We start from the raw sequence: 16,826 nt of genomic DNA on the forward strand, positions 1-16,826 counted from the left end.
GAGCGTGAACCAACGCATCGTCGTCGTCACCGGGGCCGGTTCCGGATTGGGCCGCGCCATGGCTCGCGCACTACTCGAAGCCGGCCATCACGTCGTACTGACCGGACGCAGTGCTGCGCCTCTGGCGGAAACCGCGAACGGGCACGAACGAAGCGTGGTGGTCACGGCCGATGTGTCCCGCGCCGAATCCGTTCGGCATCTGTTCGCCCGAGCGGCCGCCGAGTTCGGCCGGATCGACGTGCTGATCAACAACGCCGGAACATTCGGGCCGACCGGGGCCGTCGACGAGATCGAGCCGGCGGACTGGGAACAGACCCTCGCCGCCAATCTCACGGGCACCTTCCTGTGCGCTCGGGAGGCGGTGCGGATGATGAAGACGCAGACACCCCGGGGTGGGCGGATCATCAACAACGGCTCACTGTCCGCCCACACACCACGACCGGCCGGCGCCGCCTACACGGCCACCAAACACGGGGTGACCGGCCTGACGAAGTCGATCGCGCTGGACGGCCGGGACCACGACATCTGCTGCACCCAGATCGATATCGGCAACGCGGCCACCGCCATGACCGCGGGGGTCGAGGTGTCGGCGCGGCAGGCCGACGGGAGCCGGCGCGCCGAGCCGACCTTCGACCCGAGGCACGTGGCGGACGCAGTGGTCCGGCTGGCCGAACTTCCGCTCGACGTGACCGTGCCGTTCATGACGATCATGGCCAACCGGATGCCGTTCGCCGGCCGAGGCTGACCGGGCGGTGCCGGCTCAATGACGCCGCAGCACCGGGCGAACAACGGACTGGGCGCGTGACAGATCCCGGGATATCGATACTGCGGTGGTCCGGACTGCGGCGTCGATACGGGTGAGGTTGATCCGGCCGGCCACCCCGGAGGACGACACCGCGCCGAGGACCACGTCGCCGGGGCCGAAGATGGGTGCGGCGACCCCGACGATGCCCCGGATCGCTTCCTGGCGGTCGAAGGCCACGCCACGCCGGCGGACCTGCTCGAGTTCGCGCTCCAGTTCGCCGAAATCGGTGATGGTGTGGTCGGTGCAGGGCTTCAGCGTCTCGGGTCGCAGCGTCACCGCACCGTCGGAGTACGCCAGGATCGCCTTGCCCGAACAACTCGCGTGCGCGGGCCACCGGCCGCCGATCTGCTGCGGCAGCCGCGGACCGTCGTCGTCGCGGAACACGTCGAGGTACACGACATCGAACCCATCGAGCACACAGAGCCCGACGTTGTGTTTCGTCGCCTCCCGCAATGCCGACAAGTGCCGCCGCGCCGCCTCGCGCAGACCGCGCTGGCGCGGAACCGACTCCCCGATCTCGAACAGCAGCAGGCCGAGCCGGTAGTCCTTGCCCTCGCGTTCGAGCAATCCGACGCGCACCAGATCGTCGAGCATCCGGTGCACCGTCGTCTTCGCCAGACCGGTGCGGCGTACCAGCGCCGCGGCACTGAGCACGCCGGAACTGTCCCGAAACGTCTTCAGGATCTCGGTGGTGCGGCCGATCGCGGAAACCTCGCCCTCGGCCCGATGAACGGGACTCATTCGGAAATTCTGGCGGACCTCGGACCTCGCTGTCGAGTCCCCCACGCCACCTGCCGGTATGTGCTCGACTCGATTGCCGCCGGGTCGTCCCCGGCGGCAGTCGAGGGATCGCCGCGTTCGGCCCGCTCCGATTCGGTGGAGCGTTCGACCGCCTTCGAGATCCGGTTTCCGGCGGCAATGACGGCCTTCGTGAACTCTGTTCGCGCCGGCCCGAAGCGACTCGCCGGCACGGTGATACTCACCGCCGCGATCACCACACCCATATCATCGCGGACCGGCGCCGCCGCGCAGTAGACCTCGGGAACCGCCTCGCCGGTGTCGAAGGCAATTCCGGCACGACGGATCGAAGCGAACTCTCTTGTCAGCACAGCCGGGTCGATGATCGTGGACGGGGTCAGGCGCGGCAACGGCTCGCCGGTGATGTTATGAGTGAGCTGTCCGGCCTCTCGATACGCCAGCAGCACCTTCCCCAACGCACTGCAATGCGGTTCCAGACGAGCGCCGACCCTGGCGCCCGAAACATTGACCACACGGTTACCGAGCACCTTGTCCACATAGAGAACCTTGCCCCGCTCCAGCACAGCCAAATGCGCGGTTTCGCCGTACTTGTGTGCGAGTTCCTGCAGAATCGGTGCGGCACATGAGCGAACATCCACAGTGGCCCGCAATGTTTCGCTCAGCTCGACGACTCGCCAGCCGAGCCGGTAGCGTCCGCGAAATCGGCGCTGCAACAGTCCCGTATCGACCAGCGCCGACAACAAGGCGTGAACGCTCGATCGCGGAGCATCGATGACTGCCGCTATCTCGGCAGGACCCCACTCCGGGCGTGACACCGTGAACAGGTCCAGGATCGGACCGATCTTCTGAACTGTCTGCAGCGACGCCACTCTACTTCCCTTCCCGGTCGCGACACGGTTGCGCGGCCCGGCTCCGGCCGAGTATGGGTGTCGTGACGCGGAACGGTCCATGCTTTCGTACCGATGATCGGCACAGATCCCCGCGGCTATCTACGCTCCACGGGTCTGCCGGGTTCCGGTCAGCGATATCCGCACACAGCACCTGGGGCGGCTCTGCTGTCGTCCGGGGCAAGCTCCGTAGCTGAGCTTTCGCTGGCCCCAGGTTTCGACGGCCGGCCGAATGCCAAACGGCAGCTCACTGGTTCGAGTCGAGTTGGGGCAGCAGAAACAGCTGGTCAAGCCAAACAACTCGGCTTGACCAGCCTCTTTCTCGGATGTGTAACCAGCGATACGCCAAAGTTGCCGGGCCAACTTTCGACCAGTGGTCAGCTCAACGCAAGCGAGACGCACGCGACGGCTGACCAGAACCGCGCCGAGCAGTACCGGCGCCGTCGCCGTACGTAGCGCCGCCGGTCGATGCCATGATGACTCGGCGTCATCGAGCGCTTGCGGTGGCGTGGACCTGCTCAGGATGCTCCCCGGCCGCGAACCCGCCGGTTCCGGCCGCGTGTGAACGGTGCTCCACCTGAAAACAACTGCCGATCAACAAGATCACCGGCTCCAGCGGCCGGCGTCATCACGAGTCGATGTACCCATCGAGAGCGAGTGCCCGCACCGCGTCGACTCGCGGGTGCGCAGAGCATCGCCATCACCGCAGAATTTCTCTGCCCGTATGTTGTCGGATCCGACCCTCCTCGTTCGACGTATAGACGAGGCAGGAAGACAAGACTTCGATGCCGAACGAAAGGAAGACCCGGATGCGGTTCTTGATGATGCTCCAACTCGATCCGACGAATGCTCCTGCGGTTCCGGAAGTAGAGTTGGCAGAAGCTGTAGGCGGAGTGATCGAGGAAATGGTGAAGGCAGGTGTGCTGCTCGATACCAACGGATTGCGCCCACCGGAGGAGGGCGTGCGCCTCGCGTGGTCCGACGGGAAAATGACGATTACCGATGGGCCTTACGGAGAGTCCAAGGAGATTGTCGGCGGATTCCTTCTCCTTCAGACGAAATCCAAGGGCGAAGCCGTCGAGTGGGGTTCACGGTTCTTGAAGGTTCACGGCGATACCTGGCGTATCGCAGCGGAGATACGTCAGATCGACGAGGAACTTCAATGACCGGATCGCACTACAAAGACGAACTGTCCCATGCGGGTGAAAGAGAACTTACCCAAAGAATTGATCCACTCCGGCCGAGTTGCCGGAAGGTCGATCTGTTCGAGGAAAATCAGTGTCATGACCGAAGGTACTGACCATGCCCGACGCGCTGTCGACGCGGTGTGGCGTATCGAGTCTCCCCGACTCATAGCCGGCCTTACGGCGATCGTTCAAGATATTGATCTCGCTGAAGAGATCGCCCAGGATGCGCTACTCGCGGCAATGGAGCAGTGGCCGAGTAATGGAGTTCCCGACAATCCCGGAGCTTGGTTGATGCGCATCGGAAAACGTCGCGCTGTCGACACGATCAGACGGAGAGTGGTATTCACCCGGAAGTTGCGCCTACTCGGTCATGAACTCACCATCCAGCAAAATAATCCGAGTGAGGAGCTGCCTGCTCGAGTAGATCCAGACAAAGCGATCGACGATGACCTGTTGCGAATGATCTTCACCTCATGTCACCCCGCACTCTCGCGTGCAGGAAGAATCGCTTTGACTCTGAAGTTCGTCGGCGGGCTGACCACCACGGAGATCGCTCGCGCTTTCCTCGTGAGTGAATCCACCGTCGGACAGAGGATCTTACGCGCGAAACGGACGATAACGGCACAACGCATTCCATTCGAGATACCGCACGCAGCCGACCTCGAGGACCGCCTCACCTCTGTCCTCGAGGTTATCTACCTGATTTTCAATGAAGGATACACAGCTACGAAAGGCGACGATTGGCTGCGACTCGATCTCTGCGAGGATTCTTTACGTTTATCGCGTATGTTGTCATATTTGATGCCTTTTCATCCAGAGGTACTCGGTCTTGCTGCACTTCTGGAACTGCAGTCGTCACGACTCGGTGCTCGTATCGACCCGACCAACATGGCGGTGCTCCTCCCCGATCAGCAACGCTCCCGTTGGGACAAGCTCCTGATACGCCGTGGGTATGCGGCATTAATCGGCTCGGAACAACTGCGCAAAGCCCAAAACATTCCACCCGGCCGGTATGCCCTGCAGGCAGCTATCGCCGCCTGCCACGCTTTGGCCAAAAACCCGGAAGAAACTAATTGGACTCGCATCGTCGAGTTATACGGCATCCTCGCGGAGGGATATCCATCTCCGATTGTGGAACTGAACCGCGCTGTTGCCGTCGGAATGTTGCACGGTCCGGCGGTCGCATTGAAAATGGTCGATGAGCTCGTAGAAGTCGATGCCCTCGACTCGTACCATTTGCTACACAGTATTCGCGGTGACCTCTTGGCCAAATTGGGCCGTGGCAAGGAAGCGAAAATAGAGTTCGAGCGTGCCGTGTCGAAGACTTCTAACGAGGCCGAACGTGCAACACTGCTGGCTCGTGCACGCTCGTGAGGCGTTCAGCAGCGAAGCATAGTTATCCCTGCGACTCGGCCGACACTGTGGAGCGCAACTGAAACGAAAGAAAGGAAATCGAAGTGCGAAAACTGATCTTTTTCGCTCACACCACAATCGACGGATTCATGGGAAGCGCGGATCGCAGCCTCGACTGGATCACGTGGGATGACGAGGTCGACAGAGACTTCATCCCGGACCTGACTGCCACGGCGGACACCATTCTGGCCGGCCGCACTACGTATCAAAGCTTCGCCGGAGCGTGGCCGCAGCGTGTGAACGACCCGGAACTGCCCTCTTACCTACGTGACTTCGCACGATGGATGACCGAGACCCCGATGGTTGTTTTCACCAACACTCTCGAACGCTTCGAAATGGCCAACGCGCGACGAGCCACACAGGATCTCGTGACGGAGATCACCGCCCGTAAGAGCATCACCGGTGGGGATCTGGTCATTTTCGGAGGTGCCGGTACGGTGCAGGCAGTCGTCGCTGCGGGCCTGGTGGACGAATATTGGATAAAACTTAGCCCGACGGCAATAGGGGCTGGTCTGCCGGTATTCGATCAGATATCCGAAAAGGTCGACCTCAAATTGACGAGCGGAAAAATCTACGATTCTGGTGTGGCCGGACTTCGGTACGCCACGAAATGAGGATCGACCGGCCACGAGCGCGGTAGCGCAGCCGACCATGAACAAACCGTGAGCTCGCACAGGCCGGTTGGCGCCGACCGCCGCGTGGAAGCCGGTTCGGCTCCGCCGATCACCACTGCTATGGAATAGGAATAAAAATTATGGAAATCAGCGTCAATGTCTTCATCAGCCTCGATGGTGTGATGCAGGGCCCGGGAGCGGTCCAGGAGGACCCGAGCGAGGGGTTCGAACGCGGCGGTTGGCTGGTACCCCACAGCACCGCCGGCCAGCTGGACCCGGTCGAGGGGTGGTTCCGCCGGGCCGAGGCATTACTGTTGGGGCGCACCACCTTCGAACTGATGCGCAGCTACTGGCCGCTGGTCACTGACGAGGACAACGCAGTGGCCACCGCGCTCAACACCGGAAAGAAGTATGTCGTCAGCAACACCCTCGCCGACGATGACACGAATTGGGGCGATACCACCGTGCTCCGTGGCGACTTCATAGAGCAGGTACGGCGGCTCAAAGAACGGCCGGGTGGCGAGCTCCAGGTGCACGGCAGCTGGCAACTGGTCCGAGGGCTGCACGACGCGGGCCTCGTCGACACCTATCGACTGCTCCAGTTCCCCGTGGTCATCGGAGATGGGAAGCGGCTCTTCGCCGACGGTGTGCCCGCGTCTTATCAGATCACCGAGTCTGAAATCCTGACCGGCGGCGCGGGAGCAATCTTGCTCACGCTGAGCCAGACCCAGTTCCGCACGATCAGCGCCGGCGAGTTCGCTGTGCAAGACGGCATGGAGGCAATCGTTTGAGCCCGGCCTCGCCGGGCTCGGCCGGCCGGTACAGACATGATCGGACGGGTAACCGCTGATGTTCGAGCTGCGACTGCGGACCTGACCCGGCTGCTGTAACCGGTATTGCATGACTGTTCGAATGAGATATGGGGGCGGCGGGGCGCTCCCATATCCTCGGTAAGCATTTTCGCGGCAGGCCGATGAGTTCTGGGTACCGCTCCCGTCCACCTGTCGATATTGTCCGACCCGAAAGGATCTACCCCATGGCAAAGGTCGTCTCTACGCTGTTCATCTCGGTCGACGGCGTGGCCGAAATCGATGCCGCGTGGCACTACCCGTACTTCGATGAGAATATGGGCCGCGCCGTCAGCGAGGACTACGATACCGCCGACGTACTGCTGATCGGTCGTGAGACCTACGACAGCTTCGCCGGGGCATGGCCCGACCGCGAGGCAGCGGGTGGGGACGACGCGCCGTTCGCAAAGCAACTCGGGGACACGCGCAAGGTTGTGGTCTCACGCCAGCCGCTGGAGTTCTCCTGGCGCAACTCCGAGCTGATCCAGGGCGATCTTCTCGATGCCGTGGTCTCGCTCAAAGCCGATACCAGCGTCGCAGGCATCCTCATCCCCGGTTCGATCTCTGTGGTGCAGCAGCTACTCGCCGCGGGGCTGGTCGATGAGTTGCGTCTGCTGGTGCACCCGGTGGCGGCACGTAAGGGCAGCAAGCTGTTCGACGACGGCAACGTGCCCTACTACTTGAAGACGACGGCGACGGAGGCGTTCCCCACGGGCGTGATTCGCGTTATCTACTCGCCGACCGAGGCACCCGGCACGGTCGGCTACAACGACGTCAAGGGCGAGGTCCCCGGCCGGGAATAGCCACTTGCCGGCTCGGTAATGTGCAGGTGTCCGGGGCCCCGGACAGATTCATCTCTCGGTGAGATATCTCCGGGGCCGATAACACCTTCTCGAGGCCCTCTCGATCAGGAAGGTGCCGTGAGTGACACACGCATCCGGACAGAACCAGCTCCCAGCCATCGCTCAGTGCGGGGGACCGGCCCCTCGCGCTGGGTCTGGCAGCTGCCATATTCCAGGTCGCGACCGGCGTCGCCGCCGAGGGGTGGCCATTACGGTCGCCGTTGCGGTCAGCTGCTACTTGGCCGGCGCCGCATTCGGCCGACTGTGGACCGTTCGGGCGGCGATTCTGGGCGGTTCGATGGTGGTGTTCTTCAGCGAGATAGCCGGAATCCGATGATAGATGGCTGTTTTCGCGGTGCCGCTGTTCGTGATCGGCATTCTCCGTAAGGCGCCGACGCCGGAGCTCTCCGCCGAGAGCCTGGCCATGGCCGGATTCGGTGGTGTAGCGCTGGTCGCCGTTCTGGTATCACCACGCATGGGCTGGCTCTGGCCGGTATCGCATTGACCACCCACGCACTGTGGGATTACCGCCATTGGCGCCGCAATGACGTGGTGCCGCACCATTACCGGCGCCGCCTGGCCGGGCATCATTACCCACACTGAAAGTGGCCTACCCGAAACCCGCGGACTATCAGCCGGATGGATCGAAACCTGACCCGAAACGTGCCGGCGGGAAAGGCCACAAGGAAGCCCTGCGATGCCTGAAACGCCAGCTCGCCGACTCGTCTACCGAGTCATGCTCCGAGATGCCGGTTCCTCTCTGCTGGCCGGGGTTTGACCAGCGAGGAGCCCTTGAATCCACAGTCCCCCGGCGCAGGACACTAGTAGGACCTTGCAGAAGCTGCGGTCTCGACTGACGGAGAGGTCGCTGGTCTCGAGAACAGTGAGCCCTGTATGACCGGACTCTGGCGCTCGGCCAAGGGGCAGTGAGAGTTGGTTATCGGGTGTTCTAGGCGGTCGAACGGTGCGGCCGCTACCCCATGAATGAGAGGCGTCTCTGCTTCGTCCAGAGGATCGCGACGGCGTCATCAATTCCGATTGTCGGTGTTACGTCCCCGATGGGTGCGTTCCGGGCGCCGGTCGTACTCGATTCGGACTTGATCGATCGTGTGACGGGGGATGTGATCGATGATGTGGTCACGTGAGGGGATGCCCAGTTTCTTGAGTATCGCGCTGATCTGAGCGTCGATCGTTCTTACGGATCGGCTGCGGCGGTCGGCGATGGCGCCGTTGGTCCAGTCGGCTGCAGCCAGGATGGCGACTTGCTGTTCGGCCAGGCTGAGTTCGTGCCAGTGTGAGCCGCGGGTCTGAGGAGGCCCGCAAGGGGTGGGTGAGGTATCGAGGGTGAGTGAGCCCAGGGCGAACCGTTGTACTTCGTCGTGTTCGGGGCGTAGACGGCTGCCGTGGGCCTCGATAACGGTATAGTCACTTCCCAGGATTCGGCGTGCGACCGCGACAGCCTCGGCAGTTTCGTCAGCGAAAGGCCCCATCGATTCCAGAGCAATGCCGAGTTTGGTCCGCAAGACCATACTTCCGCCGGCGAGATGAGCGATCTCGGTAGCGATTGTGACTTGCTCTTCTCCGGAGGCGAGAGATTGGGTGATCATACGCGCCAATGACCATATTCGGCACTGGACGGCCCACATCTGGCCGATCGGATCCCCGGTGGTGAGTTGAAATGCCAGAGTGTCCCGCGCGAGGGCCAGCGCTTGGGCGGGGTCTCCGTGTTTGGCGAGCGTGACGGCCATGGCGAACTCGGCCGAGGCTTTACCCCAAGGCGCTCCGTGCGCAGAGGTCTGGTCGACGTAGCGTCGCGCTATCCCGTGAGCTTGGTCCGATGTCCCCAGCAGGCTTGTCGCTAAGGCAGCGAACAGCTCGCTCAGGGCGGCGCCGCCCTGGTCGCCGAGGACATCGAACTTCTCGTGGGCGCGTGTCAAAACCGCGATGGCACGGACATCGCGGGTATAGAACAGCTCCATCCCCCAGGCGTATTCGACAACGGCGGGTAGGCCGATATCCATCTCGGCAGTGTCGCGCCATGCCGGTCCGGTGACTAGGTCCGGGAAGTAGGCGGCGACGCAATCGTCGAGCAGTCGATCGGCCTCCAGCGGGCTACCCTGTAGCCGAGCAAGCCGTACCATCAGAGCCTGGGCTCTGACCTGAAGGTCGGTGGGCTGGGCGACCTGGTCGCGAGTGACGTCCAGGCAGCGCTGGGTCCAGCGGCGCATTTCTCGAATCCAGCCTTTGACGAACGGCACGCGTAAAGAAACCAGCCCGACACAGATTTCCAAACCTACTGTGGCCCAAGCGGGTGTGGTGAGACTGGTTTCGATCGCGATCACAGCATTGGCCCAGTTGGCCCGAGCCCAGCTGACCACATCCTGTTTCGTGGGATTGAACCAGACTGCGGCTTGAACGATGTTGTCGCGGTAGTAGCGCATGTGTCGTTCAGTGAGGCGGGCCGGTTCATCGAGCTCAAGGGTACGCCGTCGGTGCAGGCGGTCTCGGGCGTAGACGCGCAAGCTCTCCACCAGGGAGTATCGCGCGTGGGTCGCATTCATGTGTATCAAGAGCAGGGAGTGGTCGGCCAGCTGTTCGAGCAAGTACTCGATTTCCGACCGGGACAGGGTCACTCGCGCAGGACTGTCATCGTTGGCGATGCTGTCGTCATCGGAGCAAATGGTCTGGATGGCGTCGAGATCGGCTCCTACCTCGAGCACGGTATCGGTAAGGCTGGTGTCATAGCCTGCAGCGAAAACGGAGAGGCGGTCGAAGAGTAGGCGCTCCTTGTCCGAGCACAGACGATAGGACCAGGTGATGACGTCGGTGACTCCTCGATGACGGGAATCGACTCCCGTACGTGGGCGTGACCAGCCCAGTCTGCTGTCGTCGAGTTGCCCGGTGAGTTCGCGAAGTATCGACGCCGGTGGTTGATACATCACTCGTGCAGCTGCCAGTTGAACATAGAGGGGGTAATGGTGTACGCGGCTGCAGATCTCGGCGACAGTGCAGTCTTGGTCGCTGTCGGCGATCGGGCGGCCGGTGAGTTCGGCTCGCTGCCTGAACAGGGTTACAGCGTGGCGGTGTGACAGGGGCGGTACCCGGACCAGGTATTCGTCGACCCAACCGATGGGTCGACGGCTGGTGGTCAGGATAGTCAAGTCCAGTAGAACCTCTAGCAAGTCGGCAACAAGATCGGCGACAGGGTTTCGCACGTGCTCGCAGTTGTCGAGGACGAGTATCGTTCGCGCGGTGCCAACAGTGTCCGGACGGCCTAAGGCGTCGACAAGAGCATCCCGGGCCGATCGGTTGGAGAAATCGGTGTCGATCACACAGTGGGCGACTTCTTCCTGGACCTCGTCTGTTCCACAGTCCTCGGCCAGTCGCTCCAGCCGCACCCAGTACACACGCTTCCGCCCTGAGTCGGCATTGCGACAGCGGTGTACAGCCTCGGCGGCAAGACGAGTTTTCCCGATCCCGCCCGGGCCGATCAAGGTGATCAACCTGGTCGAACGTGACAACAGCGCGTTGATGGTCTCCAGCTCACGCTCGCGGCCTATGAAATCGGATATCGATGCGGGCAGAATTGCTGCATCATGACTTCTGTCACCCACGCCATCCCAGCGTAGTGTCACCAGAGCCTCGATACCACATGCTCGGAGGCCCGTGCGGAACCGGTTGCAGAAGTGAGGGCAGGAGGTTGACGAGCAGATCGGACCGATCCCGCAATGTTAGGAAGAGCGGCGAGGTCAACCCGTAACCTCGTGCGCCGCGGACGCGCCGTTTCGCCACCAAGCGAGCCGCTCGCTGTCACCCGCGTTACCCGTTCCATGCGACCTCGAGCCGTTCCACACCCCGGCTGATCGGCGAGGCGGGGTAGCTCAACTGTTGGCCCTCGACGAGGGCAAGGCCGGGTAATCGGGCGGCAAGGAGCTCGAGGGCGATCCGGACCTCCTCTCGCGCAAGTGGGGCGCCGATGCAGAAATGAGTCCCTCTCCCGAATGCGAGGTGACCGGTGAGATTGTCTCGATGGGGATCGAACTCACCGGCGCGTGGAAACACTGATTCATCGTGGTTCGCGGCCGCGAATACCACCCAGATCGTCGATCCCGACGGAATGAGGACCCCACCGAGTTCGACATCGCTTGTCGTGGTGCGGAACAACCCGCGGACGGGAGATTCGAGTCGGAGAACCTCCTCGATCACGGAGGGGATGGCGTCCCGGTCCCGGCACACCGAGGACCAACGTGCCGGATCGCTGAGCAGTGTCAGCACAGCGTTCCCGATAAGGTCAGTCGTAGTGACGTTGCCGCCGATCAGGAGCTGAGCGGTAATGCTGATGATCTGCTCGGTGGTGAGCTCGTCACTCTCGCTCGCGAGAAGACTGCTGATGAGATCGTCCCCCGGTTCGATACGCCGCTCATCGATTCTCGCCTCGAGGTACTCCTTAAGCTCCGCCATACTTGTCGCGCACCGTAGGAACTCGTCGTCGGTAAGAGTCGGGTTCGCCATCAAAAAGGCATCATCGGACCAACGTTGGAAGTTTTCCTGCTCATCCGGCTCCACACCGATAATCTCGGCGATCACCCGGGCCGGTAGCGGAACGGCGAACTGGGATACGATATCGGCCGTCCCGTTCCCGGCGAATGCATCGATCAATGCGTCGGCGGTCGTCGTGATAGCGGTGAGGCGGCGCTTCACCTGAGCCGGGGTGAGCACACGGTTTGCGGCCCGGCGCAGTCGGGTGTGTTGCGGTGGATCGGTGTTGATCAACGCCGGATGCGCCTGAGGAAAGCCGCCGGTTAACCGGTCACGGAGCCGTGCGGGCACTGGCTTGAAGTTCAAGGCGTTGCGCGAGGTGAACGTTCCAGTATCCCGGGCAACCTGAAGTACCTCGTCATATCCGGTGACTGCCCAGAAGCCGGCGCTCGGGACATAGAAGACAGGCGCTTGCTGGTGGGACAGCCTCCATACGGGATAGGGGTCTGCCAGATGCTCGGGAGCGAAGGGTTGATAGTTGCGCAGGATCGGACAAAGGCTCGAAGGCGCGGATGGAGGGTTGCTCATGTGAATCACTCCGGCGGGTATTGGTACTGGGTGGTAGAGGATCTGGTTTACCCGGACGTCTCAGGGTCGTTGCAGAATCGATCGAGGGGTGTAAGTCGACCGGGTGCGACCGATTGTGCTCCGGGTCCGGTCGGGACTCCGCAGTCCCACTGCACGGTCTGCCATCGCGTCAGTCGACCGGCCACCACAGTCCGAGAGCCGGTTGAAAGCCTCCACGCCCGACCGGATTTCTCCACAGACACCATCGCCCCTCCTGCACTGACCCCTTCGAGTTGATCGACAGTGATCATTGCGCACCAAGAAAGGAACGTACATCTTGGCAAACGCGACACATGCCTAAGTAGTTACCTAAAGGGCTTATCCCGCCGTGTATGGCGACCGGTTCCGGATACTCCATGAATCCAAGTCGTCGGATAGCGTGAACTGCCTGGTCGATACTTCAACCGAAGGTAGCGACACTATCGCTGCTACTCGCCGGCCTCGGTCCCGCGCGTCCTCCGAGGAGCCTCGTTCCCCGTCAGCGAATAGGTATCGGATCGGCAGGTGCTGTTGCCTGTACCGAGTTTCTCCGGCCAAGGTTCTTCCGACGGTTGGGTACGGGCTCAGGGAAGGCGGAATCCATGAGAAGAACAGAGGTGATTGCCGACTCGGCAATAGTGCTGTACACGGTGGCAGTGTCGTTTCTTTTCGCCCTCACAGTAACTGAAACGATCCTGTTGTATCCGAACGCTTTTCGTGATGTGCCGGCATCGTTGGTGTTGACCGAGCAGTTCATGGCGACTGTCGGTGTCGGAGATGTCGTCCGCCCATTCGGTGGTGTGCTCGTCGTTCTCGGTGTAGTCGCGACCGTCGCGGCGTGGTGGACACGTCGTGCTCGAGGGTGGGTCCTGGCCTCGTTCGGGTCGCTCGTGCTCGGGCAAGGAATTTTCTCGATGCTGTACCAGTGGCCCCAGGTGACGGTGATGTTCGACGAACGCGAGCGCCATACCGCCGCTGAGCTGCAACGAGCCGCCACGGAGTTCCAGATCGGGCAAGTTATCCGGGTTGCATTCGCGGCGGCGACCACCGTATTGGCGATAATCGCCGCCCTGCGTTGCTATAGCAACCACATCCTCGTCGCCACCGAAGCCGGCGCTGCCGGAAAGTGACCCTCCTGCCCACAGCAGCGCCTGAACAGAGTTCCGGGTGCCAGGGATCTGCGTGCACCGGCGGTCGGACGACAACCAGGGAACCGCGCCTCATTGCCGATGAAGAGTGTTATGTCGAGTTGGTCTGAGACATGGAACGACGTGATTCGGCGGACCAGAGGCGTTGTTGACGGTCTCAACCACGTCCGCCGTAAACTGCCTTCGACAACAGCCGGGCACACACGAGCGGCGGCGGGGATTTTCGAACACGGTGACGGAACTCGGCAGGCGGCCATCCGAACGCACACCTGCGGCAACTCCAACGACCAGGACTCGACAGAACACGGTGCCCTCGGCGTTCACCTTGTTGAACCGACACGTTACGCTGCCCTGTACCCCTTGGAGGTAGGGCAGGTTGTCGAGGCCGTCATCAGAATGGATCCCATAACAGCCCAGAGAATTACCGATCTCGAGCGCGACGGATGGAAGTTCGGATACGGTGGCGACATTCCCTACGGCATAACCCGCGAGGACGTCCGTCAGATAGTATTCGGATACAAAGGCCGAGAAAGTGCCAGCAGCGCAGTCAAAACGTTGATACACGAGGTCCGCCACGCCCGCAGGGAAGGTTATAAACCCAAACACATATCACCCACAGGGTTGAACAGGAACGAATGGATTGACCGCAGTTTGCAAGAACGCTTCAGAGCGGAAGGCGATGCGGATATCGAATTACGAGACGCTCGCAATCGGTTAATCCGCGAAGGAGTTCCGGACATAGGCCTCCTGTATTGCGATGAACGAGCCGACCGAATCCATGATATGCATTCCCGAGTGGAGACCGAACCATTGCTCCATCTGTGCGAGACCGTGACACCCGGGGTTCGAGATGCGATCGGAGAAGCTGATTCCATAATACTTCGGGATGTCGCCCGTAATGCTCTAGGGGAAATATACGCACATGTAGTCCCCGGCAATGTATCCGGACAGAGTTATTATAGCGAGTACAGATCCCAACTTATGATGATATGGGACGACGTCGTCGAAAGCAGGAGGCCGCCACAAGGATAGGCTATCCCGCCGGCCGACCTGGAGAGACGGCATCGTGACCAAGTATATTCCGCAGGAGTTCTCTGACACCCTGGTCCGGTTTGCCCGCAACCGTGAAAAAGGGGCTGACGCTCGACGAGGTCGCCGCCGATTTCGGCGTCGATCTGAATACTGCGTTGTTTGCGTCCGCGGCAGTATGGTGGGAGGGATCGAGCAACGCAACGCGCAGATCGGGGGCCCGACCGGCATGGTATCGAACAGGCTGTCTCGCTCAGCCCGACGCTGATCCGGCAAGATCCGTGAAATCGTCACTGCATTGGATAATGCGCTGGCGAACTACCCAAATACCACTATTATGGCTGGCCGTGAAGGTCGACCACTATACGAGCCTCTCGTCGACAATCAGTTGGTGATCACCAGTCCGTCTACCGCCATAGCGGCGTTGAGTGGATGGTAAACGCCGTCTGCACCCTTCTCATTCGTTCGGGGCAGGCTCCCGAACGATGGGCAGATTGGGTTCCGGTGGTGCGACATATTCCTTCGGAATCTGCGCTTCCGACGGGCCGTGAGAATCGGCAAAATTTTCGTCCCAGTACTCCTCGAGCTCGGAACGGTAGTGATCGTATGGCTCGAGGCTGTACTCATCTGTTAGGCGGTCACGGGTTTCGTCATGAGTCATACTTCCGATGCTCATCTGGTTGTAGAGGAATATTGTCTCGTCGCTGATGTTACTGATGTCAGGTCCACGGTTGTTCAGGATCTCTTGCCGTACTTTGGCGGTGACCAAGCCGCTTTCTGCTTCGGCCATGTACCGCATACGCATGTTGCGATCGAGCCAAGCGACATATTCCTCGCCGGGAGTTGGTGGGTCGGTAATTGCTTCGAAACGGCCCGGGTATGCGTGACCCACCTCATGGGCCAGAACCGCAGTGGCCAACAATGGATCACTCTTCACATCATTGCTGATGATGATTTTCTTTACGTCCGCGAGGGTTAGACCAGCAGCCTCGATGTCGCCGTATCCGACGACCCACCCGTGGCGCTGCAAGTCTTTCAGTTGTTCCCGTAAAAAAGGGGACATCTCGACAAGGTGCATCACAGGCGCACCTACTTCGAATTCTATCGGCGGTCCCATCTCCGACGGCTCGTTGATGAGTACTGAGAGTCCGTAGACAGACGTCACGAAAGCACCCATTGTAATCATAGCATCTCCGAATTCCCTTTTTCTTGTAACCTTTTCCAGGTGAAGGCCACCGTTGCGGTCGCCGCTCAGAATATCTAAGTAATATTGCGACTTCAGTCCGCATCTCCCGTAGTTGCCGCTTATGTTCTGAGAGAAATTATTAAACGTCCAGCTGAGGCGATCGCGCGCCAGTCGAATGGAATTTTTTAAGACCTGATTCATTTACGTTGCTCCGCTTTTCTAATTCGGTGGACAAGCCGCTGAACACGCCGCGATCGGGTGCGAGCCGGGGAAATCGAGCATGAGCAGGGTTATTCCTGCAGGTGTGCAGGGTTGGAGGCAATGCTGGGCCGCGCCCACATGGGTGGTTTGGTGGCGTGAGCGGCGGCGGTAACCGAGGTCGACGGATCCGCTCACGGTCCAGTAACCGGGATTGCCAGCCGAACCCCGCGGGAGTGGCTCTGCGCGCCGGGGCAAAGCCGCGGGCCGTTGTGTGAGGCGAACATATTTGGTGACCTGGCGGAACGTGGGAACGGACACGCTGCTGTCGGTAGGTGGGCGCACAAATGATGTCGGCACATCCCGGAATGTGTTCGGGTGCAGCATGATCATCTCGGCGGCTCTGGGGGGCGAATGGAACGAGACAGCTGAGGTGTAGAAACCAATCGGCGAATCGGTAATCGTCACCTTCTTCACGGATTCCACCTTCCATAAGAGCCGCTCCCGATCATCTGCCGAACCATGCCCATCGAGGCTTGATACAGGCAAGGGCGCATACCGATTCGGGTGCCTACCCCAGCGCTCGCACCAAAGTTCATCGAACAACGCTCAGGAGCTACACCGAGGCGGAACGGTGATAGCGCCTCGCCCACGTAAACGAGCGCTGACCAGGCAAGTCAGGTTGCTCAGCAAACTCGAGGACGGAGTCTTCGGAGATGGTCGTGGGCCATGGGTGGAGGTCAATCAGTATCTACTTAGATACCAGTCGCTCAGTAGGTACAGGACAGCGAGGCCGCTTGTGGCGCACTGATTTCAATGAGCGAA

At 61.1% G+C, this 16,826-nt stretch carries 13 protein-coding genes; 8 read left to right on the top strand and 5 right to left on the bottom strand.

Features of this window, described 5'->3' with window-relative positions; translation table 11 throughout:
• The first annotated feature begins 4 nt into the window (after positions 1-4).
• The gene (locus ACWEWT_RS02780; protein ID WP_452555493.1) at positions 5-745 is read left to right on the top strand and encodes an SDR family oxidoreductase; all 741 of its coding nucleotides are present in this window, start codon (positions 5-7) and stop codon (positions 743-745) included.
• Positions 746-760: 15 nt separating this feature from the next.
• On the opposite strand, the gene ACWEWT_RS02785 is transcribed toward ACWEWT_RS02780, so the two are convergent.
• Together ACWEWT_RS02785 and ACWEWT_RS02790 are read right to left on the bottom strand one after the other, a co-directional pair.
• Positions 761-1,546, bottom strand: coding sequence for an IclR family transcriptional regulator (locus ACWEWT_RS02785; protein ID WP_452555495.1), 786 nt, complete (start codon positions 1,544-1,546; stop codon positions 761-763).
• A complete protein-coding gene (locus tag ACWEWT_RS02790) occupies positions 1,543-2,433 on the bottom strand; it encodes an IclR family transcriptional regulator (RefSeq protein WP_452555497.1) in 891 nt (296 codons plus the stop codon). Before ACWEWT_RS02790 ends, ACWEWT_RS02785 begins: the two co-directional genes overlap by 4 nt.
• Positions 2,434-3,260: 827 nt before the next feature.
• Between ACWEWT_RS02790 and ACWEWT_RS02795 the strand changes: the two genes are divergently transcribed.
• From ACWEWT_RS02795 to ACWEWT_RS02820, 6 genes are all read left to right on the top strand, one after another.
• Positions 3,261-3,617 carry a YciI family protein gene (locus ACWEWT_RS02795; RefSeq protein ID WP_452555499.1) on the top strand — a complete coding sequence of 119 codons (357 nt, stop codon included), beginning with the start codon at positions 3,261-3,263 and terminating at the stop codon, positions 3,615-3,617.
• 117 nt (positions 3,618-3,734) lie between these two features.
• Positions 3,735-5,012, top strand: coding sequence for an RNA polymerase sigma factor (locus ACWEWT_RS02800; protein ID WP_452555501.1), 1,278 nt, complete (start codon positions 3,735-3,737; stop codon positions 5,010-5,012).
• 83 nt (positions 5,013-5,095) lie between these two features.
• The gene (locus ACWEWT_RS02805) at positions 5,096-5,665 is read left to right on the top strand and encodes a dihydrofolate reductase family protein (protein ID WP_452555503.1); all 570 of its coding nucleotides are present in this window, start codon (positions 5,096-5,098) and stop codon (positions 5,663-5,665) included.
• A gap of 140 nt (positions 5,666-5,805) precedes the next feature.
• Complete coding sequence (locus ACWEWT_RS02810) at positions 5,806-6,456, top strand: dihydrofolate reductase family protein (RefSeq protein ID WP_452555505.1); 651 nt, start codon at positions 5,806-5,808, stop codon at positions 6,454-6,456.
• A 245-nt stretch (positions 6,457-6,701) separates the two neighbouring features.
• Positions 6,702-7,316: a dihydrofolate reductase family protein gene (locus ACWEWT_RS02815; RefSeq protein ID WP_452555507.1), complete on the top strand. Its 615-nt coding sequence runs from the start codon at positions 6,702-6,704 to the stop codon at positions 7,314-7,316.
• A gap of 379 nt (positions 7,317-7,695) precedes the next feature.
• Entirely contained in the window at positions 7,696-7,860 is a 165-nt protein-coding gene (locus ACWEWT_RS02820) for a hypothetical protein (RefSeq protein WP_452555509.1), read from the top strand.
• 523 nt (positions 7,861-8,383) lie between these two features.
• On the opposite strand, the gene ACWEWT_RS02825 is transcribed toward ACWEWT_RS02820, so the two are convergent.
• Together ACWEWT_RS02825 and ACWEWT_RS02830 are read right to left on the bottom strand one after the other, a co-directional pair.
• Complete coding sequence (locus ACWEWT_RS02825; RefSeq protein WP_452555511.1) at positions 8,384-10,969, bottom strand: ATP-binding protein; 2,586 nt, start codon at positions 10,967-10,969, stop codon at positions 8,384-8,386.
• Between the two features lie 205 nt (positions 10,970-11,174).
• Complete coding sequence (locus ACWEWT_RS02830) at positions 11,175-12,422, bottom strand: cytochrome P450 (RefSeq protein WP_452555514.1); 1,248 nt, start codon at positions 12,420-12,422, stop codon at positions 11,175-11,177.
• 620 nt (positions 12,423-13,042) lie between these two features.
• On the opposite strand from ACWEWT_RS02830, the gene ACWEWT_RS02835 reads away from it, so the two are divergent.
• Positions 13,043-13,570 (top strand): hypothetical protein, encoded by a 528-nt coding sequence (locus ACWEWT_RS02835; RefSeq protein WP_452555516.1) that lies wholly within the window; start codon positions 13,043-13,045, stop codon positions 13,568-13,570.
• Positions 13,571-15,074: 1,504 nt separating this feature from the next.
• Here the strand turns inward: ACWEWT_RS02835 and ACWEWT_RS02840 are convergent.
• Positions 15,075-16,004, bottom strand: coding sequence for a hypothetical protein (locus ACWEWT_RS02840; protein ID WP_452555517.1), 930 nt, complete (start codon positions 16,002-16,004; stop codon positions 15,075-15,077).
• Positions 16,005-16,826 lie beyond the last annotated feature (822 nt).

The sequence above is a fragment of the Nocardia sp. NPDC003963 genome (assembly GCF_053605105.1).

Coding starts and splice junctions, on each gene's coding strand:
- ACWEWT_RS02785 (WP_452555495.1), bottom strand. CDS start 1,546: ATGAGTCCCGTTCATCGGGCCGAGGGCGAGGTTTCCGCGATCGGCCGC.
- ACWEWT_RS02795 (WP_452555499.1), top strand. CDS start 3,261: ATGCGGTTCTTGATGATGCTCCAACTCGATCCGACGAATGCTCCTGCG.
- ACWEWT_RS02800 (WP_452555501.1), top strand. CDS start 3,735: ATGACCGAAGGTACTGACCATGCCCGACGCGCTGTCGACGCGGTGTGG.
- ACWEWT_RS02810 (WP_452555505.1), top strand. CDS start 5,806: ATGGAAATCAGCGTCAATGTCTTCATCAGCCTCGATGGTGTGATGCAG.
- ACWEWT_RS02815 (WP_452555507.1), top strand. CDS start 6,702: ATGGCAAAGGTCGTCTCTACGCTGTTCATCTCGGTCGACGGCGTGGCC.
- ACWEWT_RS02820 (WP_452555509.1), top strand. CDS start 7,696: ATGGCTGTTTTCGCGGTGCCGCTGTTCGTGATCGGCATTCTCCGTAAG.
- ACWEWT_RS02830 (WP_452555514.1), bottom strand. CDS start 12,422: ATGAGCAACCCTCCATCCGCGCCTTCGAGCCTTTGTCCGATCCTGCGC.
- ACWEWT_RS02835 (WP_452555516.1), top strand. CDS start 13,043: ATGAGAAGAACAGAGGTGATTGCCGACTCGGCAATAGTGCTGTACACG.
- ACWEWT_RS02840 (WP_452555517.1), bottom strand. CDS start 16,004: ATGAATCAGGTCTTAAAAAATTCCATTCGACTGGCGCGCGATCGCCTC.